The sequence below is a fragment of the Micromonospora sp. SH-82 genome, from assembly GCF_051132485.1.
In the GTDB taxonomy this organism is placed as follows: Bacteria; Actinomycetota; Actinomycetes; order Mycobacteriales; family Micromonosporaceae; genus Micromonospora.
On the sequence record NZ_CP148049.1, the window covers coordinates 3,301,511 to 3,326,077 of the forward strand.

13 protein-coding genes are annotated in these 24,567 nt (G+C 73.7%); 10 read left to right on the forward strand and 3 right to left on the reverse strand.

Features of this window, described 5'->3' with window-relative positions; all coding sequences use genetic code 11:
• Positions 1-8: 8 nt before the first annotated feature.
• Positions 9-203 (reverse strand): ferredoxin, encoded by a 195-nt coding sequence (locus tag WHN02_RS15180; protein WP_434739390.1) that lies wholly within the window; start codon positions 201-203, stop codon positions 9-11.
• Positions 204-295: 92 nt separating this feature from the next.
• On the opposite strand from WHN02_RS15180, the gene WHN02_RS15185 reads away from it, so the two are divergent.
• Positions 296-994 (forward strand): methyltransferase, encoded by a 699-nt coding sequence (locus WHN02_RS15185; protein WP_434739391.1) that lies wholly within the window; start codon positions 296-298, stop codon positions 992-994.
• On the opposite strand, the gene WHN02_RS15190 is transcribed toward WHN02_RS15185, so the two are convergent.
• A complete protein-coding gene (locus WHN02_RS15190) occupies positions 984-2,603 on the reverse strand; it encodes a (2,3-dihydroxybenzoyl)adenylate synthase (RefSeq protein ID WP_434739392.1) in 1,620 nt (539 codons plus the stop codon). The two genes, WHN02_RS15185 and WHN02_RS15190, sit on opposite strands and share 11 nt — an antisense overlap.
• 89 nt (positions 2,604-2,692) lie before the next feature.
• On the opposite strand from WHN02_RS15190, the gene WHN02_RS15195 reads away from it, so the two are divergent.
• Genes WHN02_RS15195 through WHN02_RS15210 form a run of 4 tightly spaced genes read left to right on the forward strand, consistent with a single transcriptional unit; the run spans position 2,693 to position 17,506 of the window.
• Positions 2,693-9,319: an amino acid adenylation domain-containing protein gene (locus WHN02_RS15195; RefSeq protein WP_434739393.1), complete on the forward strand. Its 6,627-nt coding sequence runs from the start codon at positions 2,693-2,695 to the stop codon at positions 9,317-9,319.
• A complete protein-coding gene (locus WHN02_RS15200; protein ID WP_434739394.1) occupies positions 9,316-14,631 on the forward strand; it encodes an amino acid adenylation domain-containing protein in 5,316 nt (1,771 codons plus the stop codon). The genes WHN02_RS15195 and WHN02_RS15200 overlap by 4 nt, the downstream gene beginning before the upstream one ends.
• Complete coding sequence (locus WHN02_RS15205; RefSeq protein ID WP_434739395.1) at positions 14,628-15,725, forward strand: saccharopine dehydrogenase NADP-binding domain-containing protein; 1,098 nt, start codon at positions 14,628-14,630, stop codon at positions 15,723-15,725. Before WHN02_RS15200 ends, WHN02_RS15205 begins: the two co-directional genes overlap by 4 nt.
• A complete protein-coding gene (locus WHN02_RS15210; protein WP_434739396.1) occupies positions 15,722-17,506 on the forward strand; it encodes a Gfo/Idh/MocA family oxidoreductase in 1,785 nt (594 codons plus the stop codon). The genes WHN02_RS15205 and WHN02_RS15210 overlap by 4 nt, the downstream gene beginning before the upstream one ends.
• Here the strand turns inward: WHN02_RS15210 and WHN02_RS15215 are convergent.
• Complete coding sequence (locus tag WHN02_RS15215; protein ID WP_434739397.1) at positions 17,496-18,692, reverse strand: cytochrome P450; 1,197 nt, start codon at positions 18,690-18,692, stop codon at positions 17,496-17,498. The genes WHN02_RS15210 and WHN02_RS15215 overlap by 11 nt on opposite strands.
• Positions 18,693-18,811: 119 nt before the next feature.
• Between WHN02_RS15215 and WHN02_RS15220 the strand changes: the two genes are divergently transcribed.
• From WHN02_RS15220 to WHN02_RS15240, 5 genes are all read left to right on the forward strand, one after another.
• Entirely contained in the window at positions 18,812-19,534 is a 723-nt protein-coding gene (locus WHN02_RS15220; protein ID WP_434739398.1) for a thioesterase II family protein, read from the forward strand.
• 17 nt (positions 19,535-19,551) lie between these two features.
• Complete coding sequence (locus WHN02_RS15225; protein WP_434739399.1) at positions 19,552-20,283, forward strand: class I SAM-dependent methyltransferase; 732 nt, start codon at positions 19,552-19,554, stop codon at positions 20,281-20,283.
• 332 nt (positions 20,284-20,615) lie between these two features.
• Entirely contained in the window at positions 20,616-20,921 is a 306-nt protein-coding gene (locus WHN02_RS15230) for a hypothetical protein (protein WP_434739400.1), read from the forward strand.
• Between the two features lie 143 nt (positions 20,922-21,064).
• Entirely contained in the window at positions 21,065-22,831 is a 1,767-nt protein-coding gene (locus WHN02_RS15235; RefSeq protein WP_434739401.1) for an ABC transporter ATP-binding protein, read from the forward strand.
• Complete coding sequence (locus WHN02_RS15240; protein WP_434739402.1) at positions 22,828-24,555, forward strand: ABC transporter ATP-binding protein; 1,728 nt, start codon at positions 22,828-22,830, stop codon at positions 24,553-24,555. Before WHN02_RS15235 ends, WHN02_RS15240 begins: the two co-directional genes overlap by 4 nt.
• Positions 24,556-24,567: the final 12 nt, after the last annotated feature.

The window sequence follows — 24,567 nt, forward strand, 5'->3', positions numbered from 1 at the left end:
CCGCTGGGTCAGCGGTCGAGCAACTCGACGGCGCCGGACGGGCACCATTCGACGGCGGTGCGCACCGACTCGGCGTCGGCGTCGGTGATGTCGGTGGTGAGTAGGACCACCAGGCCGTCGTCGGACTGGTCGAAGACGGTGGGTGCGGCGTGCACGCACTGTCCTGCTCCCACGCAGACGTCGATGTTCGCGGTGACCCGCATCGGTTCTCCTCGCGCAGGTGGGTCCGGTGCCGGTACGGTGGACAGCCTAAACGAAAACCGTTGTCATGTTCAAACTGGTTCCGGGAGGGAACGTGGACCACACGGCCTACGACGCGCACGCCGAGCACTTCGACCTGCTGATAGCCGGCATGTGGCGGGCCCTCACCCCGTCGCTCACCGCGGAGCTGCGCGGCCTCGACCCGCAGCAGGGCCCGGCCGTCGACGTCGGGGCCGGCACCGGCCGCGGCACCGAACTGCTCGCCCGGCTCAACCCCGGGGTCGAGGTGCTGGCCGTGGAGCCCTCCCCGGCGCTGCGCACCGCGCTGTTCACCCGGATCGGCGCCGACCCCGACCTCGCCCGTCGGGTGACGGTGCTGCCGGGCACGGCCACCGGGTCGGTCCTACCCGACCGGGTCTGCGCCGTACTGCTGGCCAACGCGGTGAGCGAACTGAGCCCCGCCGACCGGAGGGAGCTGTGGCGGTCGGCGGCACGGCGGCTGGCGCCGGGAGCCCCGTTGGTCGTCAACCTCGGGGTGCCCGGTGGGGTACCGGACACCCCGGTCCGCATCGGCGGGCGGGAGTACCGCAACACCGGAGCGGTCCTGCCGGGCGAACCCGGCAGGGTGCACTGGCGGATCACCACCGAGGTCCGGGAGGCGGGCACCGTGGTGCAGCGCCGCACCGCCGAGCACGTCTCCTGGGAGGTGACCCTGCCGCAGCTCTGCCAGGAGCTGACCCGGGCCGGGCTGCGCCCCCGGCGGGCCGGGGTCGTGGTGGTGGCTACCCGGTGAGCGACGCGGCCAGGGCCCTTTTGTCGATCTTGCCGACGGCGGTCAGCGGCATCCGGGACACCCCGATCACCCGGTCGGGGTGTTTGTAGGCCGCGACCCCCCGGTCCCGCAGGAAGGCACCGAGCGACCGGGCGGTGGGTGGGTCCCCGGCGCAGACCAGGAACGCGACCGGTCGTTCGCCGAAGTCCTCGTCCGGGGCGCCGACCAGGGCCACGGCGAGGACCCCGGGGTACCCGGCCAGGTGCCCCTCCACCTCCGTCGCGTCGATCTTCTCCCCACCCCGGTTGATCTGGTCCTTGATCCGACCCACCACGACCAGGTGCCCCGAGGGCAGCAGGCGCACCTGGTCGCCGGTGCGGTAGAAGCCGTCCGGGGTGAACCCGGTCCGGTTGACCTCCCCGGCCCGGTAGTAGCCCCGGATGGTGTACGGCCCCCGGGTGAGCAGCTCGCCGACCTCGCCCGGTGGTACCGGGGCCCCGGCCTCGTCGACGACCCGGATCTCGTCGTCCGGACACATCGGCCGCCCCTGGGTCGTGCAGACGGTCTCGTCGTCGTCCTCGGCCCGGGTGAGGTTGATCAGCCCCTCCGCCATGCCGAACACCTGCTGTAGTCGGCAGCCCAGTTCCGGTTCGATCCGCCGCGCCAGATCGTCGGCGAGCCGGGCCGCCCCGACCTGGAGCAGTCGCAGGCTGGACAGGTCGGGGGTGGTCTCGGCGTTCTCCTGCAACCACGCGGGGACCAGGGGCGGGTTGAGCGCGGCGATGGTGACCCGTTCCCGTTCGGCCAGTCGGAAGGCGGTGGTCGGGCTGGGGTCCCGGGCGACGACCACGGTGCCGCCGGCCTGGAGCGTCCCGAGGATCCCGGGGCAGCTCATGGTGAAGTTGAACGGCATCGGCAGGACCGCCAGGTAGACCGTGTCGGGCCCGAGCTCGCAGATCTCGGCGGCGAGCCGGGCGTTGCAGGCGTAGTCGTCGTGGGTGCGGGGGATGAGCTTCGGCGTTCCGGTGGTGCCGCCGGAGAGCAGGAGCAGGGCCAGGTCCTCCGCCGTCGGCGGGTCCGCTGCCGGCACAGGTTCCCCGCCTGCGGCGATCAGGTCCGCCAGCCGGTGGCAGCCGTCCCACCCGGTGACGTCGCCGTCGATCACGACGTGGGACAGGCCGGGATGGGCCTCGCGCAGGTCGGCCGCGAGCTGCCGGTGGTCGAAGCGGGCGTGCCGGTCCGGCCCGACGTAACCGACCGCCCCGGACTGCGCGACGAGGTGGCCGACCTCCGACCGGCGGTGACCGGGCATGGCGTGCACCGGAACCACGCCGAGGCGCTGGAGGGCGAACCAGAGCAGCACGAACTCCGCACGGTTGGGCAGTTGGACGACGACCCGGTCGCCCCGGCGTAGCCCGAGGGCGTACAGGGCGCGCGCCAGCCGGTGCGCGAACTCGTCGAGGTCGGCGTAGGTGAGGCGGGTGTCGCCGTCCACCAGTGCGGTGCGGTCGGCGAACCGGGTGGCCCAGTCGGTGAGCAGGTCACCGAAGGTGGCCCCGCGCCACCAGCCCGCGCTGCGGTACCGCTCGGCTAGTTCCCGTGGCCATCCAGGCCGATCCGCACTGTCCACCTTGAACCTCCTCGACGATGAACCCGGGGTGGCGCAACAACGGTTACGACGTCTAGAGTGACGCTAGTTGACAATGGTGTTCATTTGCAATGCAGGGAGCACCCTCCGACGGCAGCTGGGCACCGGCCCTCCAGGCCCGTCCCGATCCCCGCAACGAGAAGGTGAACCGGACCGTGCCCCAGGCACCACAACCCCGTACCGCACCACCGACCGCCGCCCAGATCCGGGCGGCGACCGCCGCGGCGCTGGACCTTTCCGTGGACGACATCGCCTCCGACGACGACCTGTTCGACCTCGGGCTGGACAGCCTGCGCCTGATCCGGCTCGCCGCCGCCTGGCGCAGGCAGGGTCTCGAGGTCGGCTTCGACGACCTCGCCGAGACCCCCACCCTCGCCGCCTGGCAACAACTGCTGCTCACCGACCTCGCGGTCGCGTCGGCCGGCGCCGAGGAGCCACCGGCGGACCTGACCGCCGTCGGCACCCTGACCGAGGCGGAACACCCGACCGACCCCTTCCCGCTGGGCCTGATGCAGCACGCCTACTGGGTCGGCCGCCAGGACGGCCAGCCGCTCGGCGGGGTCGGGGCACACTTCTACGTCGAGTTCGACGGCCGGGACGTCGACCCCGACCGCCTGCGGGCCGCCGTGACCCGGCTCCGTCACCGGCACGTCATGCTGCGCACCCGGATCCTCGACGACGGCACCCAGCGGATCCTGCCCGCCACCGCGGAGACGACGGTGACCGTGCACGACCTCCGTGCGCTGGACGCCGACACCCGCCGGGACCGCCTGGACCGGCTGCGACACACCGGCACCCACCGCCGCATGGACGTCGACAACGGTGAGGTCCTCGTCGTCGAGCTGACCCTGCTCCCCGACGGCGCCACCCGGCTGCACCTCGACCTCGACATGATCGCCGCCGACGCGGCCAGCCTGCGCCTCCTCTTGGGTGACCTGCGGCACCTCTACGACGCGCCCGACACCGACCTGCCCCCGGTCGCCGGCAGCTACGCCCGGTACCTGGAGCACCGCACCGCCCGACGCACCCGGGAACGCGCCGCCGCCCGGCAGTGGTGGCAGCAGCGGCTGCCCGAGCTGAGCCGTGCCCCGCAGCTCCCGACGGTCGTCGACCCGCTCCAACCGGAGTCCGCGCAGCGCCGCTTCCACGCCACCACCCGGCTGCACCACCGCCTGTCGCCCACCGACCGGGCGACCCTCGCCGCTCTCGCCCGCCGACACTCCCTCACCCCGGCGGCGGTGCTCGCCACCGCCTTCGCCGAGATCCTCGCCGCCTGGAGCGGCGACCAACGGTTCCTGCTCAACCTGCCCCTGTTCGACCGGGACCTCGACGTGCCGGGCGCCGGGCAACTCGTCGGCGACTTCAGCAGCTCGGTGCTGCTCGACGTGGACCTCACCCGGGCCCTGCCCTTCGCCGACCAGGCCCGCCAGGTGCAACACACCCTGCACCAGGCCGTCGCCCGTGGTGCCTACCCCGGGGTCGAGGTGCTCCGGGACCTCTCCCGCCTCGGCGACGGCACCCCCGTGCTCGCCCCGGTCGTGTACACCAGCGCCCTCGGCCTCGGTGAGATCTTCGACGGGCAGGTGCGGGACCGCTTCGGCGCCCCCGTCTGGATCATCTCGCAGGGACCCCAGGTCTGGCTGGACGCCCAGGTCACCGAACTCGACGGTGGTCTGCTGCTCAACTGGGACATCCGCAGCGAGGTCTTCGAGCCCGGCGTCGCCGAGCACGCCTTCGCCGCGTACCGACACCTCGTCGAGGACCTGCTGCACGACGAGGCGACCTGGACCCGGCCCGTGGGGCAGCTCATCCCGGCCGAGCAGCTCGCGGCCCGGGCGGTGCTCAACGACACCGGGCAGGAGGTCCCCGCCGAGCTGCTGCACGACCGGTTCTTCGCCCTCGCCGCCCGGCGAGGCGACCGCACCGCCCTCGTCGACGACGACCACGGGAACCTCACCTACGGCGAACTGGCCGCCGCCGCGCTGCGGGTCACCACCCTGCTGCAACGCCACGGGGTCCGTCCCGGCGACTCCGTCGCGGTCACCCTGCCCAAGGGACGGACCCAGGTCGTCGCCGTCCTCGGCATCCTGGCGGCCGGGGCCGCCTACGTGCCCGTCGGCGTCGACCAGCCCCCGGCCCGGCAGCGGCGGCTGCACACCCTCGCCCAGGTACGGGCGGTGCTCACCGACGCCGGACACCGCCCCGTGGACGCGGCGGTACCCGTGCTGGACATCGCCGACGCCACCGCGCTGCCCCCGGCCGAGCCGGCACCGGCCACCCCCGAGTCGGTGGCCTACGTCATCTTCACCTCCGGCTCCACCGGCGAACCCAAGGGCGTCGAGGTGCCGCACCGGGCGGTGGTCAACACGATCGACGCCGTCGCCGAGGTCTTCGCCGTCGGCGGCGACGACCGCACCATCGCCCTGTCCGCGCTGGACTTCGACCTCTCCGCGTACGACATGTTCGCCCTGCTGCGCACCGGCGGATCGGTCGTCGTGGTGGACGAGGGCAGCCGCCGCGACGCTCACCGCTGGGCCGAACTGGTCCGCCGCCACCGGGTGACGGTGATCAGCTGTGTACCCGCCCTGCTCGACATGCTGCTGAGCGCGGCGGCCGGTACGGGGCTGCCGGCCAGCCTGCGCCTGGTGATGCTCGGCGGTGACTGGGTGGGCCTGGACCAGCCGGCCCGGCTGCGGTCACTGGTACCGGGCGCCCGGTTCGCCGCCCTGGGCGGCATGACCGAGGCCGCCATCCACAGCACCGTCTTCGAGGTCGGCGAGGTCCACCCCGGGTGGCGGTCCATCCCCTACGGGGTGCCGCTGCGCAACATGCGGATCCGGGTCGCCGACGACCGGGGCCGGGACCGCCCGGACTTCGTACCCGGTGAACTCTGGGTCAGCGGCCCCGGGGTGGCGCACGGCTACCGGGGCGACGCGGACCGGACCGCGGAGAAGTTCGTCGAGTACGAGGGTCGCCGCTGGTACCGCACCGGGGACCGGGCCCGCTACCACGCCGACGGCACCCTGGAGTTCCTCGGCCGCGCCGACCACCAGGTCAAGATCCGGGGACACCGCATCGAGCTGGGTGAGGTCGAGGCCGCCGCGGACGCCCACCCGGCCGTCACCCACGCCGTGGCCACGGTCGTCACCGGAGCCACCCGGCAGCTCGGGCTCTACGTCGCCACCGGCGGTACCCCCCTGGCGACCGAGGAACTCCGGCGGTGGCTGGCCGACCGGCTCGCGGTCTACATGGTGCCGGAGCACCTGGTCGTCGCCGGGGCGATGCCGCTGACCGCCAACGGCAAGCTCGACCGCCGAGCGGTCGCCGCCGCCTTCGCCGCCGGTACCGGCAACCCCACGCCAGGTGAGCCGCCCCGGGAGGGCACCGAGCGTCAGGTGGCCGAGGTCTGGTCGGAGCTGCTGGGGGTGACCGACCTCGGGCGGGACGACTCCTTCTTCGCCCTCGGCGGGGACTCCCTGCTGGCCACCCGGATGGTCGGGCGCCTGCGGGACCGGGGGGTGGCCGGCGCCGGGATCGCCGCCCTCTTCGCCGCCCCGGTCCTGCGGGACTTCGCCGCCACCCTGCGGGCCGGTACGGCCGCCCGCCCCGACGACCTGGTCGCCGACCCCGCCCACCGGTACGACCCCTTCCCGGTGACCGACGTCCAGGCCGCGTACCTGATCGGACGCGACGACCGGCTGCCGCTGGGCGGCGTGGGCACCTGGCACTACAGCGAGTTCGACGGTACCGACGTCGACCTGGCCCGGCTGGAACGGGCCTGGCGGATCCTCGTCGACCGCCACGACATGCTCCGCGCGGTCTTCGCCGACGAGGGACACCAGCGGGTCCTACCCACGGTCCCGCCCTTCACCATCGGGGTGTCCGAGGGGGCGGCGGAGCTGGACCGGATGCGGGAGGAGTTGTCCCACCGCCGGTTGCCGGTGGACCGCTGGCCCCTGTTCGAGGTGCGGGCCGTGCGGTACCGGGACGGGGACACCCGACGGACCCGGATCGGGATCGGCCTGGACTACCTCATCTTCGACGCCCTGTCGATCATGCTGCTCTACCGGGAGCTGGACCTGCTCTACACCGACCCGGGTGCCCGCCTGCCCGAGGTGACGGTCTCCTTCCGCGACTACCTGCTGGCGGCCACCCCGTCGGAGCAGGACACCCACCGGGCCCGGCAGCACTGGTCCCGCCGCCTCGACGAGCTCCCCCCGGCGCCGGCGCTGCCCACCGTCGGTGACCCGGCGGCGTGCAGCGGTCACCGGTTCACCCGTCGGGAACACCTGCTCGACCCGGACCGGTGGGACCGGCTCCGGGGCGTCGCCCGGGAACACGGGCTGACCCCCTCCACCGTGCTGCTCACCTGCTACGCCGAGGTGCTGCGGGCCTGGAGCGGGCAGTCGGCCGTCGCGGTCACCCTCACCCTGTTCAACCGGCTGCCCCTGCACCGGCACGTCGACCGGGTCCTCGGGGACTTCACCACCCTGTCGCTGATCGGGTACCGCCGGGGTCCGCAGGACTCCCTCCGGGACCTGGTCGCCGGGGTGCAGCGGACCATGGGGGAGGACCTCGACCACCGCGAGGTGCCCGCCGGGTGGCTGCTGCGCGAGCTGGCCCGCCGCTCCGGCGGCCCCGACGCCTCGGTCCCGGTCGTGTTCACCAGCGCCATCGGCGTCGGTGAGGCCGCACCGGCGGCGGCCTTCGGCGACCAGGTGTGGGGGGTGTCCCAGTCCCCGCAGGTCCTGCTCGACAACCAGGTCACCGAGTCGACCGGACGGCTGCGGATCACCTGGGACGCGGTGGAGGAGCTGTTCGCACCGGGCGTGCTCGACGACATGTTCGCCGCCTACACCACGCTCGTCGAGCACCTGACCGAGGCGGACTGGTCCGCCCCGCCCCCCTCGGTGCTGCCGGCGGGGCAGGCGGCCGTCCGCCGGGCGGTCAACGACACCGCCGCCCCGCCGCCCGCCGGGCTGCTGCACGACCGGTTCCTCCGGCTCGCCCGCGCCGACCCCGACGCCGAGGCACTGCTCTGGCACGACGGCGCCCTGACCCGGGGACAGCTCGCCGACCAGGCCCTGCGCGTCGCCGGGGCCCTGGTCGCGCAGGGGGTCCGGCCCGGTGACACCGTCGGGATCAGCCTGCCCAAGGGACCCGACCAGATCGTCGCGGTCCTGGGGGTACTCGCCGCCGGCGGAGTCTACGTGCCGATCGGGGTGGACCAGCCCGCGGTGCGCCGGGAACGGATGCACCGGGTCGCCGGTCTGCGGACGGTCCTCGGGGAGGACCTCGACGTGCCGACCGCGCGGCGGCACACACCCCTGCCCCGACCGGTCGACCGTGACCCCACCGACCTGGCCTACCTGATCTTCACCTCGGGGTCGACCGGGGAACCCAAGGCGGTGGCGATCACCCACCAGGCGGCCCTGAACACCGTTGTCGACGTCAACGCCCGGTGGCGGGTGGGGCCCACCGACCGGGTGCTCGCCGTCTCCGCGCTCGACTTCGACCTGTCCGTGTACGACGTCTTCGGCCTGCTCGGGGCCGGCGGCGCGGTGGTGCTGCCCACCGAGGACGACCGCCGTGACCCGCAGGCCTGGCTGACCCTGGCCGCCCGGCACCGGATCACCCTCTGGAACTCCGCCCCGGTGCTGCTGGACATGCTGCTCACCGCCGCCGAGGCGGCCCCGGCGGAGGCCGACGGGCTGGCCGGGCTGCGGGCGGTCCTGGTCTCCGGGGACTGGGTGGGCCTCGACCTGCCCGGCCGGGTCCGCGCCCTGGCCCCCGGGAGCCGGTTCACCGCGCTGGGCGGCGCCACCGAGGCGGCCATCTGGTCCAACGCCTGGGACGTGGCGCAGGTGCCACCCCAGTGGACCTCGATACCGTACGGGGTCCCGCTGACCAACCAGCGTTTCCGGGTCGTCGACCCGGTGGGGCTCGACTGCCCCGACCTGGTCCCCGGTGAGCTGTGGATCGGCGGTGCCGGGGTGGCCCTCGGCTACCACGGGGATCCGGAGCGGACCGCCGAACGGTTCGTCGACGTCGGTGGGACCCGCTGGTACCGCACAGGTGATTTGGGACGGTACTGGCGGGACGGCACCCTCGAGTTCCTCGGCCGGGCCGACGAACAGGTCAAGGTCGGCGGGCACCGGATCGAACTCGGCGAGATCGAGGCCGCCCTGCGGGCCCACCCGGGGATCGCCGAAGCGGTGGTGCTGGCCCCCGGGGGCCGGGGCACCCGCCGGTTGTGGGCCTTCGTCGTTGCCCGGGGGTCCCTCGGGGACCTGCCGGCCCACCTGGGTGAGCGGCTGCCCGTCTACGCGGTACCGCACCGGGTGGTCCCGCTGGAGGCCCTGCCGCTGACCGCCAACGGCAAGGTCGACCGGGCGGGGCTCACCGCCCGGGTACCCCGGGAGGCGGAGCCGACCAGCCCCCCCACCGGCCCGGTGGAGACCCTCCTGGCCCGGCTCTGGGCCGAGCAGCTCGACGACCCGGCGACCGACCGCAGGGCCAACTTCTTCACCTCCGGCGGGGACAGCCTGCGGGCCCTGCGCCTGGTCGCCGCCGTGAACCGGACCTTCGAGGTCGACATCTCCGTGCGGACCTTCCTGGCCGCCCCGACCGTCGCCGACCTGGCCGCCCACATCGAGACCGCCCGCACCGACAACGCCGTGGAGACCGGAACCGTATGAACGCCAAGACCCTCATCGCCGACCTCGAGAACAACGGCATCCGGCTCTGGGAGGAGGACGGGCAGCTCCGATTCCGGGCCGCCCAGGGCGCCCTGACGCAGGAACGCCGATCGCTGCTGCGCGCCCACCGCGCGGAGGTCCTGACCGTGCTGCGGGAGCAGCGGGACCGGGCGACCCTGACCCCGGACCCCGCGGCCCGGCACGAGCCCTTCCCGCTGACCGACATCCAGGGCGCCTACCTGGTGGGGCGGGGCACCGCCTTCCCCTACGGCGGGGTGGCCTGCCACACCTACGTGGAGCTGGCCTTCCCCGCCGACACCGACCCCGACCGGCTGGTCGCCGCCTGGCACGCCGTCGTCGCCCGCCACGACATGCTGCGGGCGGTGGTGCACCCCGACGGCTACCAGCAGGTCCTCGCCGACCCGTCGGTGCCCGGGATCCCCGTCACCGACCTGCGGGGAGCCGGCGGGGACCGCGTCGACACCGAGATCGGACGGGTCCGTGCCGAGCTGAGCGAACGGGTGCCCGACCCCGACCGGTGGCCCCTGCACCGGGTGCGGGTCACCCGGACCGACGGCGGGCTGTTGCTGCACCTGTCGGTGGACCTGTTGGTGGTCGACTACGCCAGCCTGCAACTGGTCCTCGCCGAGGTCGAGGACCTGTACCACGGCCGGGAGTTGCCGGAGCTGACGGCGGGCTTCCGCGACTACGTGCTGGCCCGTCGGGGGCAGCGGCAGGGCGTCGCCTACGACCGGGACCGGGAGTACTGGCAGCGACGCCTGGACGGGTTGCCTCCGGGCCCCGACCTGCCCGTCGCCGGGGACCCCTACGCCCCTGGCCGGTTCCGGCACCTCGCGGTGACCCTGCCGCCGCAGACCTACACCGCCGTGCAGAAGCAGGCCGCCGACCGGGGCGTCGCCGTCTCCTCGGCGGTTCTCACCGCCTACGCGGAGGTGATCGGCCGGTGGAGCCGCAGCCCCCGGTTCATGCTCAATGTGCCGGTCTTCGACCGGTTGCCCCTGCACCGCGACGTGGGCCGGCTGGTCGGTGACTTCACCGCCGTGGAGCTGCTGGAGGTCGACCTCGGCACCACTCGGACCTTCATCGAACGGGTCCGGGATATCAGCGCCACCCTGCTGGAGGACCTCGCCCATCCGCTCTTCGGCGGCAGCGAGGTGCTCGCCGAGCTGACCCGACGCAGCGAGGCCGACACGGTGCTGATGCCGGTGGTGTTCACCAGCACCCTGGGGGCCGCCTCGGCACGACGACCCGAGGCCGAGGTCCGGTACGCCGTCAGCCAGACCCCCCAGGTGTGGATCGACTGTCAGGTGATGGAGCGCTCCGGTGCCCTGGCCCTGAGCTGGGACGTCCGGGACGGGGTGCTGCCCGGGGACACCGCCGGGGAGATGTTCACGGCGTTCACCACCCTGGTCGGTGCGCTGGCCGACCCCGCCGTCTGGGACGCCCCGGCCACGGTCGAACTGCCCGCCGCGACCCGGCGGGTCCGCGCGGCGGTGAACGCCACCACGGCCCCGGTCCCCGCCGGCCTGCTCACCGACCCCGTGGTGGCGGCCGCGCGCCGTACCCCCGATGCCGTCGCGGTGCGCGCCGACGGGCAGGACCTGACCTACCGGGAAATGCTGGACCGGGCGGCGGTCGTCGCGCGGGTGCTGACCGACCGGGGGGTCCGCCCCGGTGAACTGGTCGCGGTGACCATGGAGAAGGGCTGGGAACAGGTCGTCGGGGTGCTGGGGGTGCTGCTCGCCGGCGCGGCCTACCTGCCGGTGGACCTGACCCAGCCGCCGCTGCGACGGCAGACGATCCTGCGCGACGCCGCCGTCCGGCGGGTGCTCACCCAGTCGTGGCTGACCGGGGAACTGGAGCTGCCCGACGGAGTCGACCCGGTCGCGGTGGACACCCTGCCGGCCCGGGGCGCCGAGGTGCCCACCCCCCGCACCGACCCCACCGAGCTGGCCTACGTCATCTACACCTCCGGCTCCACCGGGGACCCGAAGGGGGTGATGATCAGTCACCGGGCCGCCCTCAACACCGTCGTCGACATCAACGAGCGGTTCGCCGTCGGCCCGGGTGACCGGGGCCTGGCCCTGGCCCAGCTCGGCTTCGACCTGTCGGTCTGGGACGTCTTCGGGCTGCTCGGCGCGGGCGCGACCGTGGTGCTGCCGGACCCCGCCCGTCGCGGCGACCCCGCCGCCTGGGCCGAGACCGTCGCCGCCGAGGGGGTGACCCTCTGGAACTCGGTACCGGGTCAGCTGCAGATGCTCTCGGACTACCTGGGCACCACCGGGGAACCCCTGCCGACGCTGCGCCTGGCGATGCTCTCCGGGGACTGGATCCCGCTCTCCCTGCCGGATCAGGTCCGCAGCCTGCTGCCACAGGCCCGGCTGCACTCCCTCGGCGGAGCCACCGAGGCGTCCATCTGGTCGATCCACCACCCGGTGGACGAGGTCGACCCGCAGTGGCCGAGCATCCCGTACGGCACCCCGCTGCGGAACCAGACCTTCGACGTCCTCGACGGGGCGCTGCGCCCCTGCCCGGACCACGTGGTCGGGGAGCTGTACATCGGTGGGGTCGGGCTGGCCGAGGGGTACCTCGGTGACCGGGACCGCACCGAGGCCCGCTTCGTCACCCACCCGGTGGACGGCCGGCGCCTGTACCGCACGGGCGATCTCGGCCGGTACCACCCGGACGGGGTGATCGAGTTCCTGGGCCGCGCGGACCACCAGGTGAAGATCCGCGGCTACCGCATCGAACTCGGCGAGATCCAGGCGGTGCTGGACGCCGCCGAGGGGGTCGGGGCGAGCGCGGTCGTGGTCGAGGGCGAGTCGGGGGCGACCGCGAAGGCGTCCCTGCGTCGCCTGGCCGCCTTCGTCGAGCCGGCCCGGCGCAGCGGCCCCGCCCCCGTGCCGTCGGGGCTGACCGACGCGCTGGAGGTTCCGGGGGACCACCGGGTGGCGGAGTTCCTCGACGCGTTCAACGCGGCGGCCCTGCTGTCGACCGCGCGGCTGCTCGACGGCCGCAGCGCCGAGCAGGTCTGCGCGGAGTTGGGCGTCGCGCAGCGGCACCACCGTCTGGTGCGGCGCTGGTCCGCCGTGCCCGTCCCGGTGCCCTCGGCCGACCAGGTCACGGCCGCCTGGGACCGGGCGGCCGCCCTTCAGCAGAACTCCGGGTGGGGGCAGGAGCTCTTCGACGCCGTCCGGTCCTGCGCCGACCAACTGGTGCCGCTGCTACGTGACGAGATCGAGGTGGGCAGCCTGTTGTCTGCGCAGGCCAGGGAGACGGCCTACCGGGGCAACACCGTCAGCCGGCGGCTGCACGCCGCGATCGTCGAGGCGGTCCGGGCCGTCGCCGTGACGCACCCCGGGACCCTGCGGATCGTGGAGATCGGCACGCGCTCCGGCGGCGCGGCCGTGGAGCTGCTGCCCGCGCTGGCCGGGCTGGACGTGGACTACCTGTGCACCGACAGCTCCCCGTTGCGGCTGGCCGCCGCCCAGGAGCGGGTCGAGGGGGCCCGGTTCGCCGTCCTCGACCCGGACCGGGACCTGCGTGGTCAGGGGCTGACCCCGAACACGGCGGAGGTCGTGGTCTGCGCCGGAGTGCTCAACAACAGTCCCGACGTCGACGCGGTCCTGGGTCGGATCCGGGAACTGGTCGCCCCCGGGGGATGGCTGCTGTTGCTGGAGAACACCGACGACGGGGCGGCCTCGGTGCAGATCTCCAGCGAGTTCCTCACCGAGCACGCCGGTCCCTTCACCGACGTCCGGGCCGGGGCGGACCAGGCGTTCCTGACCCCGCAGCAGTGGCGGGACGCACTGGGCGCGGCCGGAGGTGACCTGGTCGCCGAGACGGGGCTCGGCGGGCAGTCGCTGTTCCTCGTCCGGTTCAAGACCGACCGGGAGCCGGTGGTGCTCACCGACCTCGCCCGGTTCGCCGCCGACCGGCTGCCCGAGTACATGGTGCCCGGCCAGTGGCAGGTGGTGGACGCGCTGCCGAGCACCGCCAACGGCAAGCTGGACCGGGCCGCCCTGCTGTCCTGGCTGACCCCCGCCGACCTCCCCGTGGCCGGCGAGCAGCCCGTGGACGACCTGGAACAGCGGCTGGCCGGACTCTGGGCGGAGCTGCTCGGGGTGGAGCGGGTGGGTCGGCACGACGACCTGTTCGCCCTCGGCGGTGACTCGCTGCTGGTGGCCCGGCTGGTCGGCCGGTTGCGCGACGGCCTCGACGGCCTGCCGGGGGAGTGGGACCTGGAGTGGGAGGTGGTCCTGCGGCACCTGCTGCGGACCCCGACGGTCGCCGGGTTGGCCGCGTACCTGCGCCAGCACGCCGACGCCGGGTCGACCCAGACCGGGGTCCCGGTCTCACCGGTGGTGCGGCTGGTCGACGAGCCGTCCGGCCCGGTGACGGTGCTGGTGCACGCGGGTACCGGCACCCTGCTGCCGTACCGGCCGCTGATCACCGAGATCCGGCGGGCCGGTGGCCGCAACGGGCTGGTGGGCCTGGAGATCCCGGCGCTGGACGACTTCCTCAACGCCGACCCCGAGGGGCTCATCGACCGGCTGGCCGCCCGGTACGCGGCGGCGTTGCTCGACACCGGCGCCCGGGAGTACGACGTGGTCGGGTACTGCATCGGTGGGATCATCGCCACCGAGGTGGCCCGGGTGCTGTCCGAGTCGGGGGCCACCGTGCGCAGCCTCACGGTGATCTCCAGCCACAGCCCGAGTTTCCGCATCGACGACGATCTGCTCTCGGAGTACTCCTTCGCCCTGATGATGGGGATGGACCTCGAGGCGATCGGTTTCCCGGCCGACCAGGACCGGGTCGGCGCGGCGGCGGGGGCGGTCCTCACCCGTTCGCCGGGGGCGATCGCCAACGGGTCCCTGGCGGACCTGGAGGGAGAGTTCGCCGACGTGGCCGAGGCCTTCGCCGCCCTGGAGGCGGTACCCCGGATGCGTCGGGTGGCCCGGATGTGCGAGGCCCTGCCGCCGGACCTGGCCGGTTCCTACGAACCCGAGGGGATGCTACGGACCCTGCGCACGTACCAGCAGAGCATCTTCGCCCTGAGCCGGCACCGCACCGAGCCGTACGCCGGGGACATCACCTTCCTGCGGCACAACGGGACGTACCCCTTCCCGGGCAGCGCCGAGACGATCACGGAGCACTGGGCGACGTTGTGCCTGGGGGACCTGGCCAGCCGGGACATCCCCGGACAGCACTTCACCTGCATGACCGGCACCCACGTGCGGACCGTGTTCGGGCACCTGGTGGAGCTGGTCGACGGATTGGAGCCGGCGTGATCGGGGTGCTCGGGGCCTCCGGTGCGGTGGGCCGGTTCGCGGTCCGGGAGCTGCGCGCGGCCGGGGTCGGATCGCTGCGGCTGGGTGCCCGCCGCCCGGACCGGCTGTCGACCGCCGACGGGGAGGTGGTGGCCGTCGACGCCACCGACGACCGGTCGTTGGCGGCGTTCTGCTCGGGACTGCGGGTGGTACTCAACTGCGCCGGACCGACCTACGCGTTGCAGGAGCGGATGGCGCTGGCCGCGCTGGCGACCGGGGCGCACTACGTGGACGTGGGCGGCGACGACCCGGTCCACGAGACGTTGGCGGCCTCGGGTGCCGTCGGCGGCGGGGCCAGGGTGGTCCTGTCGGCCGGGACCCTGCCCGGGCTGTCCGTGTTGGTGCCACGGTGGCTGGCGGGACGATGGCCCGGTGGCGCCCGGCTGACCTGCCGGGCCGGAGGGCTGGAACGGTGCACCGAGGCGGTGGCCGCCGAGGTCATGCTGTCGCTGACCGTGGGCGGGGCGCACGGGGAACCGTTCGGGCTGCCGTTGGCGGGGTGGCGCACCGGCCGGCGGGCACTGCGTGTCCTGCGCGTCGTCGAGGACGCCGAGGTGCCGTACTTCCCGGACCGGGCGACCCTGCAACCGATCCTGACCGCGGAGACCGAACGCCTCGCCGTCACCCTGGGCCTGTCGGAGCTGGACAACTACAACGTGTACCCCGGCACCGCCGTGCGGGCCGTCTTCGCCCGGTTGCGGACCCTCGACCTCGACGACCCCGGGGTACGGGCCGCCGCCGTCACCCGGCTGATCACGGCGGCGGAGGTCGACCTGGCTGGCCGCGAGCCCTACTACCGGATGGTGTTCACCCTGGAGGGTCCCGAAGGCTCCCACACGGCGGTGGTGAGCACGACGTCGAGCTACCGGCTGACCGCCGTCGTCGGGGTGCTCGCCGTCCGGGCGGTCCTCGACGGGGCCGTCCCGGCGGGGCTGCACTACGGCGGGGAGGTCATGGACCCGGCATGGGCGGTGGAGGAGGTCAACCGGTGCGGGGCGGCCGAGATCCTGGTGCCCGGCCACGACGACGGGACGTACGAGGAGGGGACCCTGTGACCCGCCCCCTGCGCACCGTCGTGTGCGGCACCAACTTCGGCCGGTTCTACGTCCGGGCGGTCCAGGCCCATCCGGAGCTGACCCTGGCCGGGATCCTGTCGACCGGCAGCCGGTACTCCCGCGAGTACGCCCGGTCGGTGGGGGTGCCCGCCTTCACCGCCGTCGAGGAGCTGCCCCCGGAGGTCGAGGCGGCGTGCGTGGTGGTGCCGGGGGCGGTCAGCGGCGGCCGGGGCACCGATGTGGCGGTGGCGCTGCTGGAGCGGGGGATCCACGTCCTGCAGGAGCATCCCGTGCACCCCGACGAGATCGCCCGGTGTCTGCGGGCCGCCCGCGCCGCCGGGGTGCAGTACCGGGTCAACACCCACTACCGGCACCTGGAGCCGGTGCGGACCTTCCTGGAGGCCGCCGCCCGACTGCGGGCGCAGCGGACCCTGCTCTTCGCCGACGTCGCCTCCTCGGTGCACGTGCTGCAACCCCTGGCGGACATCCTGGTCCGGGCGGTCGGTGGGGTACGACCCCGGGGCCTGTCGGAGCCCGTCGGGTCGGGGCCGCTGCGGACCCTGCACGGTGAGCTGGCCGGGGTGCCGCTGACCCTGCGGGTGCAGAACCAGATCGACCCGGCCGACCGGGACAACCACGCACTGTTCTGGCACCGGATCGCACTGGGTACCGACGCAGGGGTGCTGACCCTGGCCGACACTCACGGCCCGGTGCTCTGGAGTCCGCGACTGCACGCCCTGCGCGACGGGGACGGCCGGTTGCTCACCGGGGCCACCGCTGCGGGGCCGTCGATGCCGCTGCCCACCACCTCGGTCCTCGGCTCGACCGAGCAGCCGACCTACGCCCACGCCTTCGACCGGTGGTGGCCGCAGGCGGTGGGAGTGGCACTGGGCGATTTCGCCGGGGCGGTCCGGGCCGGCGGCGACCCCTTGCGCGGGGGGCAGTCGGATCTGGCCATGGCGGGGTGGTGGCGGGAGCTGATGGAACGGCTCGGTCCGCCCGAGCTGATCAGCCCGGCCAGCCCGGTGCCGCTGCCGGCGGAGCGGGTCGGCCCGGCGGTCACCGGGTACGGCTCCTCGGCGGAGTTCTTCGACCTGGCTGCCCGCGAGCACGCCGAGCGCAGCGCCCCGGCCGTCGTGGCGGCCCTGGCCGGGGTCGACCCCGTCGCCGGGCCGATCCTGGAGATCGGGGCCGGTACCGGGCTGGTCACCGAGGCCGTGGCCCGGGCCTTCCCACAGGCGGCGGTGATCGCCGCCGAACCGGAGGCGGCCATGCGGGCGATCCTCACCAGCCGGGTGGACGCCCAACCCGCGCTGCGGGACCGGGTGTCGGTGGTAGCCGCCGCCGCCGAGGACCTGGCGCTGCCGTCCGGGCTCTGCGCGGTGGTGCTCTGCGGGGTGCTCGGGCACCTCGACGCCGGGGCCCGCCGGAGGCTGCTCGCAGAGGCGGTGCGACGGCTGCCCCCGGGTGGGCCGATCGTGGTGGAGCTGATGGGGTTGTCGGAGCCGGTGACGATGTCGCCGGTGCGGCTGGTCACCCGGAGCCTCGGTGAGCACCGGTACGAGTGGTGGATGGCGGGCGAGCCCGCCGGGCCCGACCGGATGCGCCTGGACACGACCTGGCGGGTCCTTCGCGGTGACGAGCTGGTCCGCGAGGTCCACGACTCGTACCTGTGGTTCACCGTGACCGTCGCTCAGGTCGCGGCGGAGGCGGGCCTGGAGTACGAGCCGTTGCCGGGTCTGCCGCACGCCGGCGTGCTCCGTGTTCCCGTCACCACCTGACCGGCACCCGGTCGGGGCAGTAGGCGATGGCGTCGTGTCGGAAGGACAGGTCGGTGATCTCGGCGTCCAGCTCCAGGCTGGGCACCCGGTCGACGAGGGTGCCCAGGGCGACCTGAAGCTCGACCCGGGCCAGGTTCTGCCCGACGCACTGGTGCACCCCGTACCCGAAGGCGACGTGGCTGCGCCGCTCGCGGGTGAAGTCGACGACCGAGGGGTCGACGAACACCCCCGGGTCGTGGTTGGCCCCGGCCAGCAGCGGGATCACCCCGTCGCCGGCGGGGATCACGACCGTACCGACCCGGATGTCCTCGGTGGCCACCCGCAGGGCGATCGAGTCGCCCACGGACAGGGCGCGCAGCAGTTCCTCGACGGCGGCGGGCAGCAGCGTCGGGTCCGCGTCGAGCTGCTTCCACAGCCGCCGGTCGTCGTCGAGCAGGGCCAGCACGCTGAGGCCGATCATGCTGGTGGTGGTCTCCCGACCGGCCACGACGGTGATCGCCACCGTGGCGAGCAGGTCGTCGCGCCGGACCAGGCCGGTGTGCAGGTGGTCGGCGATGAGCCGGCTCAGCAGGTCCTCGCCGAGGTGGCGTTCCCGTTCGGCGACCAGCCCGTCGAAGACGTCGAAGAGGGCGTCCAGCCCCTCGGTGGCGGTTCGGGCGTCGCTGCGGCCACCGCCGATCTGCTGGGAGCCCAGTGCGCCGGTGATGCGTCGGAACCAGGGGTCGCTGCGCCGCACCCCGATCATCTCGCACATCACCGTGCTGGAGACGGCGTGGGCGAACTGGGTGAGCAGGTCGACCGGGGGTCCGTGCCGCAGCAGTTCGTCGACCCGTTCGTCGACGACCCGCTGGACGGCCCGGCGCATCGCCCGCGCCTTGCGGACGGTCATCTCCGGCAGCAGCATCCGGCGGTAGGAGGTGTGCTCCGGCGGGTCCATGCGGATGAAGGGCCGGGTGCGGGCCCCGACCTCCTGTTCCCCCTCGGCCAGGGCGGGAAAGTTGGCGTGCCGCACGTCGGCGCTGAGCCGCCGGTCGGCCAGCAGGGCCCGGACGTCCTCGTACCCGGTCACCACCCAGGCCCGCCGTCCGGTGGGCAGCAGCACCTGCTCGACGTGAATGTCCGCGTACTCGCGGGGGGCCGAGAAGGGGCAGGCCCGTGGTACGGGAAAGGCCCTGGTGTCACTCATCCTGCGTCCAACCTCTCATTTCCTTGGAGGGTCCGAATCTACACCTGAAAAATGAATACCGCACATTTTTCATCGTCCCCGAAAGGGTGTTTCGTGCTGCTCGGAAAGAGAAATTAAAAGTGACCGTACGCATTTTCTGCTTCCCGCACGCGGGCGGTTCCGCCAGCGCTTTCCGCTCCTGGTGCGGGCTGGTGCCGCCGCAGGCGGAACTCGTCGCGGTGCAGTACCCGGGGCGGGAGAACAGGTTCGTCGAACCTCTGGTCGACCGGATGCCGGACCTCGTCGCACAGTTTCTGGACGAGTTGGACCTGACCGGTTCCTTCGTGCTGCTCGGCCACAGCATGGGTGCGGCGGTGGCCTACGAATTGGCCCAGGAACTGCGGCGACGGGGTCGGGAGGGTCCACAGCGGCTGGTGGCCTGCGCCCGGCAGGCGCCGACCGACCTGCGCCCCGGCCAGGTCCACCGGGGCGACGACGAGACCCTCGTCGCCGAACTCCGGCGGCTCGGCGGCACCCACCCGGAGGTGCTGGCCGACCCCGACCTGCGCCGTACCGTGCTGGACATCGTCCGCAACGACTACCGGCTGGCCGAGACCTACGCTCCCCGGCCAGCGCCGCCGCTGGACTGTCCCGTGTCGGTCTTCGTCGCCGACGCCGACCCCGAGTGCAGCGCGGCCGACGCCGCCGGCTGGGCCGGCATGACCACCGGCCCCACCGAGGTGCAGGTGTTCCCCGGCGACCACTTCTTCCTGGTTCCGCAGCGGCGGCGGGTGGTCGCCGCCCTGATGTCCGCACTCGACCTGCCGACGGCCGCCGCGACCGCGTGGCCCAGCACCCCGTGACGACCCAGGAGACGACGATGGTCACCGACTTCTACAGCACCTCCGCCGAGTTCTACGAGATGGTTGCCGAGCGGCACGTCCGCACCAGTGTCGGCCCGTTGGCCACCGCCCTGCGCGGGGTGGACCCCGCCCTGGGCCCGGTGGTGGAGATCGGCGCGGGGACCGGCCGACTGACCCGGGTCATCGCCGATCGGCTCCCCACCGCCCGGATCATCGCCGTGGAGCCCTCCACCCCGATGCGGGCGGTCCTCACCAGCCGGGTCCTCGCCGACGCCGACCTGCGGCGCCGGGTCGACGTGGTCGCGCAGGCCGCCCCGGAGCTGCGGCTGCCCGACCGGATCGGTGCCGTGGTCGTCTTCGGGGTACTCGGTCACCTCGGGGAGGAGGACCGGGCCCGACTCTGGGAGCTGCTGCGGTCCCGGCTGCCGGAGGGGGCCCCAATCGCCGTCGAGCTGATGGGGGGACACCGCGCGCGGCGCATCGAGCCGATCCGGATGCTCCGGGAGACCATCGGCACCCAGACCTACGAGTGGTGGACCTCGGCCGAGGTGCGGACGCCGACGCTGATGCGCTGGCGGACCACCTGGAAGGTGCTCTCCGGTGCGGAGACCCTCCGGGAGGTCGAGGACGTCTACGACTGGGCGACGTTGAGCCTGGAGGGGTTGGCCGCCGAGTCGGGCATGACCGCGCGTCACCTCGGTGGCTCCGGGGTGCCGGGCTCTCCGGAGATCGGGGTCCTGACCCGCTGACGGCCCGTCTGCCGGTGTCCTCCCGATTCGGTCGGGAGGACACCAGGTGGGGTGGGTGGCGGTGCTCCCGGTCGACCCTTCGTGGTCGGTCTCCCGGCGTCCGGGGCGGTCTGGTGGCTGTCGCGCCCGGGGTCCGGTCTCGCCCCGGCCGTCGCGGAGGTGTCCCGGACCGATGTCTCGCGTGTGAGACGTTCCACAACCCGTCCATCACATATGCAATTCTGCGCATAAGAGCATACGGTGGGGTCGGGCCGCTGAGGATGGGAAGTCAAGGGGCTGGCCGTAGGTCACCGGCCGAGATTCCATCCGACACCGAACAAGGAGTAGCAACCATGGGTACCGCCACCGAACACGTACCGCACACCGGGCACGAGCACCGACACACCGACGGGTGTGGGCACGTCGGTGTCCAGCACGGTGACCATGTCGACTTCCTGCACGACGGGCACGCCCACCACAGCCACGGCGACCACTACGACGAGTGCTCCGTCGAGGGCGTGCACGTGGCGGCCGAGACACATGAACACCGGCACGCCGAGGGGTGCGGGCACGAGGCCGTCCCCCACGGGGACCACGTCGACTACCTGCACGGCGAGCACCGCCACGCCCCCCACGGGGACCACTACGACGAGCACTGACCCTCGGATCGGCCGGGTCGCCCCCGTCTCTCGACGGACGTGACCCGGCCGTGCCGTCTCTCCGCCCCACCCCTGCGGATCCTGCCCCCCGGGTGGACCCCACTGTCCAGTCTTAATGAAAACGACTACTATTTCGTTTTACTATGACGGACACCCCGCCGCCGCGTCCCCTGCCGAGGATTCTCGCGCCCGTACGCGGCCGCCTCACCCTCGCGGTGACCCTGCAGGCGCTCTCCAGCATCTGCGGCACCGCCGTCCTGGTCGCGATGGCCGTCATCGGGGAGCGTCTCCTGACCCGCCCGGCGGACGCCGCCGGCCCGGTCCAGGGCGTCGCCGTCAGCGCCTGCCTGGCCGCCGTCGCCGCCGTGGCGCTGGCCACCGCCGCGAACGGCGTGAGCCACCGGGCCGACAGCCTCCTGCAGCTCTCCCTGCGCCGAGCCCTGGTCGACCGACTCGGGCAGGTGCCGCTGGACTGGTACGCCCGCCGGGGCAGCGGCCAGGTCAAGAAGGTGGTGCACGACGACGTACAGGCGATGCACCACCTGGTGGCGCACACCGCCCTGGACGTGACCGCGGTCGTGGTCACCCCGGTCGCGGCGCTGAGTTACCTGGCCGTAGTCGACTGGCGACTCGCACTGCTCTGTCTGCTGCCGCTCACCGCCGGGCTGGCCCTGTTCCGGCACGCCATGCGGGAGGCGCGCCCCAAGATGGCCGCCTACGGGCACGCCGCCACCGAGATCAACAACGGGGTGGTGGAGTTCGTCGACGGCATCGCAGTACTCAAGACCTTCGGCCGGGCCGGTGCCGCACACCAGCGGTTCCTACGTGCCGCCGACGCCTTCAGCGACTTCTTCGGCCGCTGGTCCGCGGCGACCACCACCGTCACCACCGCCGCCCACGTGGCCGTCGCCCCGGCGATCGTACTGTTGGTGGTGCTCGGTGCCGGGGTGGGCGGGGCCGTGGCCGGCTGGGTGCAACCTGCCGCGCTGCCGGCGTTCGCGCTGCTCGCACCAGCGGTCGCCGGACCGGTCGCCGGCATCGGCACCCGTCTGCAGGCGCTCCGGACCGGTGTCCTCGCCGCCACCGAGGTCGCCGCGCTGCTCGACGAACCGGTACGGCCCCGGCCGGCGGGTGACGCCGACCCGCAGGACAGCACGGTGCGGTTCCGTGGGGTCGGCTTCTCCTACGACGGCCTCACCCCCGCCCTGCGCGAGGTGGATCTCGACCTGCTCCCCGGAACCGTCACCGCCCTCGTCGGACCCTCCGGCGCGGGCAAGTCGACGGTGGCCCGACTCGTCGCCGGCTTCCACGACCCCACCGCTGGGGAGATCACCCTCGGGGGCGTCGACCTCCGACGACTGCCCCCGGAGGTGCTGCACCGGACGGTCGGCTTCGTCTTCCAGGAGGTGACCCTGCTGCGCTCCACCGTCGCCGAGAACATCGCGCTCGGGCGGCCGCAGGCCACCCGGGCCGAGATCGAGGCGGCCGCCCGGGCCGCGCAGATCCACGACCGGATCGTCGCCGACCCGCGCGGATACGAGGCGGTGGTGGGGGTGGACCTCGCCCTCTCCGGTGGGGAGGCGCAGCGGATCAGCATCGCCCGGGCGCTGCTGGCGGACACCCCCGTCCTGGTCCTGGACGAGGCGACCGCCTACGCCGATCCCGAGTCGGAGGGGGCCATCCAACGGGCCCTGTCGGCGGTCGCCGCAGGTCGCACCCTGCTGGTGATCGCCCACCGGCTGGCCGGGGTACGCGCCGCCGACCAGATCGTGGTCCTCGACGGCGGGAGGGTGGTCGAGGGGGGCCGACACGAGGACCTGCTGGCCGCCGACGGCCGGTACGCCCGCATGTGGCAGGCACAGGAGAGGGTCAGGCCGACCGGGGCCCTGCCCGGAGGGGGACCGGCGTGATCGGCGCACTGCGGACCGCGATGGGCCGCGAGCACACCCCCGCCCTGCACCGGCTTCTGGCCCTGCTCGTGGCGGCGGCAGCCACCCAGGGTCTGGCGTACGCCCTGGTCGTCCCCCTGCTGCGGGCCGCGCTCGGTCCGGAACCGGCCGAGGCGCTGCCCTGGTTGGTCGCCTTCGCCGCCGTGGTGCTGGGACACGCGGCGCTGACCTTCCTCGCCCAGCGCCGTGCCTTCGCCTTCGGCACCGGCCTCGCCCGCATCCTGCACCACCGGCTGGGCGAGAAGATCGTCCAGCTACCCCTGGGCTGGTTCACCACCGCCCGGACCGGCCGACTCGCCCGGCTGGCGAGCCAGAGTGTGCTCCAGATGATGAGCGTGCCCGCGCACTTGCTGCGGCCGGTGGTGACCGCAGTGGTCACCCCGTCGGTCGTCGTGCTGGTGCTGCTCCTGGTCGACCTCCGGATCGGTCTCGCGGTGGCGGTCGCGACACCGCTGCTGCTCCTGGTGTTGCGACTGTCCAACCGGGCGGTGGTCGATGCCGACACGGACCGGCACCGGGCGGCGGACGAGACGGCCTCCCGGGTGGTGGAGTACGCCCAGGCCCAGCCGCTGCTGCGGGCCTACGGCCGGCTCGCCACCGAACACACCCTGCTCGACGAGGCCCTGGTCGCGCAGCGACACGCCGACCGGGCACTGTCCCGCCGGGCCGTACCCGGCCTCGTGGCCTTCGGGTTCACCGTGCGCGCCCTGCTCGCGGCCGTCCTGATCCTCGGCGTCTGGCTGGCCCTCGAGGGTCGCCTGGACGCACCCACCCTGGTGGCGGTGCTGGTGCTGGCCGTGCGGTTCACCGAACCGCTGACCACCGCCGCCGAACTCGGCGCCGCCCTGCGGATCGCCTCCGGTCAGCTCGCCGACATCAATGAGGTACTGCTGACGCCGGTCCTGCCCGAGCCGGCCGCGCCCCGGACCCCGACCGGCGCCGAGGTGGTCTTCGCCGACGTGCACTTCGCCCACGGTGACCGTCCCGTCCTCACCGGGGTCGATTTCACCCTCCCCGAGCGGAGCCTCACCGCGCTGGTCGGGCCGTCCGGGGCGGGTAAGACCACCGTCACGAGGCTGCTGGCCCGCTTCGCCGACGTCGACGCCGGCTCCGTCCGCATCGGCGGCGTCGACGTCCGAGAGATCGCCGCCGCCGACCTGACAGGTCGCATCTCCGTCGTCTTCCAGGACGTCTACCTCTTCGACGGCTCGCTGGCCGACAACATCCGACTCGGGCGGCCGGAGGCCACCGACGAGGAGGTACGGGCCGCCGCCGCCCGGGTCGGACTGGACGAGGTGGCCGACCACCTGCCCCACGGGCTGGACACCTCGGTCGGTGAGGCCGGCGGGGCCCTCTCCGGGGGGCAGCGCCAGCGGGTGTCGATCGCCCGGGCGCTGCTCAAACAGGCCCCGATCGTGGTCCTGGACGAGGCGACCGCCTCCCTCGACCCGGAGTCCGACGCGGCCATGCAGACCGCGGTGGCGGCGCTGGCCGAGCGCGCCACCCTGCTGGTGATCGCCCACCGGCTGCAGACGGTGACGGCCGCCGACCAGATCCTGGTACTCGACGGCGGGCGGGTGACCGAACGCGGTCGGCACGAGGAACTCGTCGCGGCAGACGGCCGCTACGCCTCCTTCTGGCGGGCGCGCGTGGAGTCCGACGGCTGGCGGCTCGTCGACTCCTGAGGGGTGCCGGCG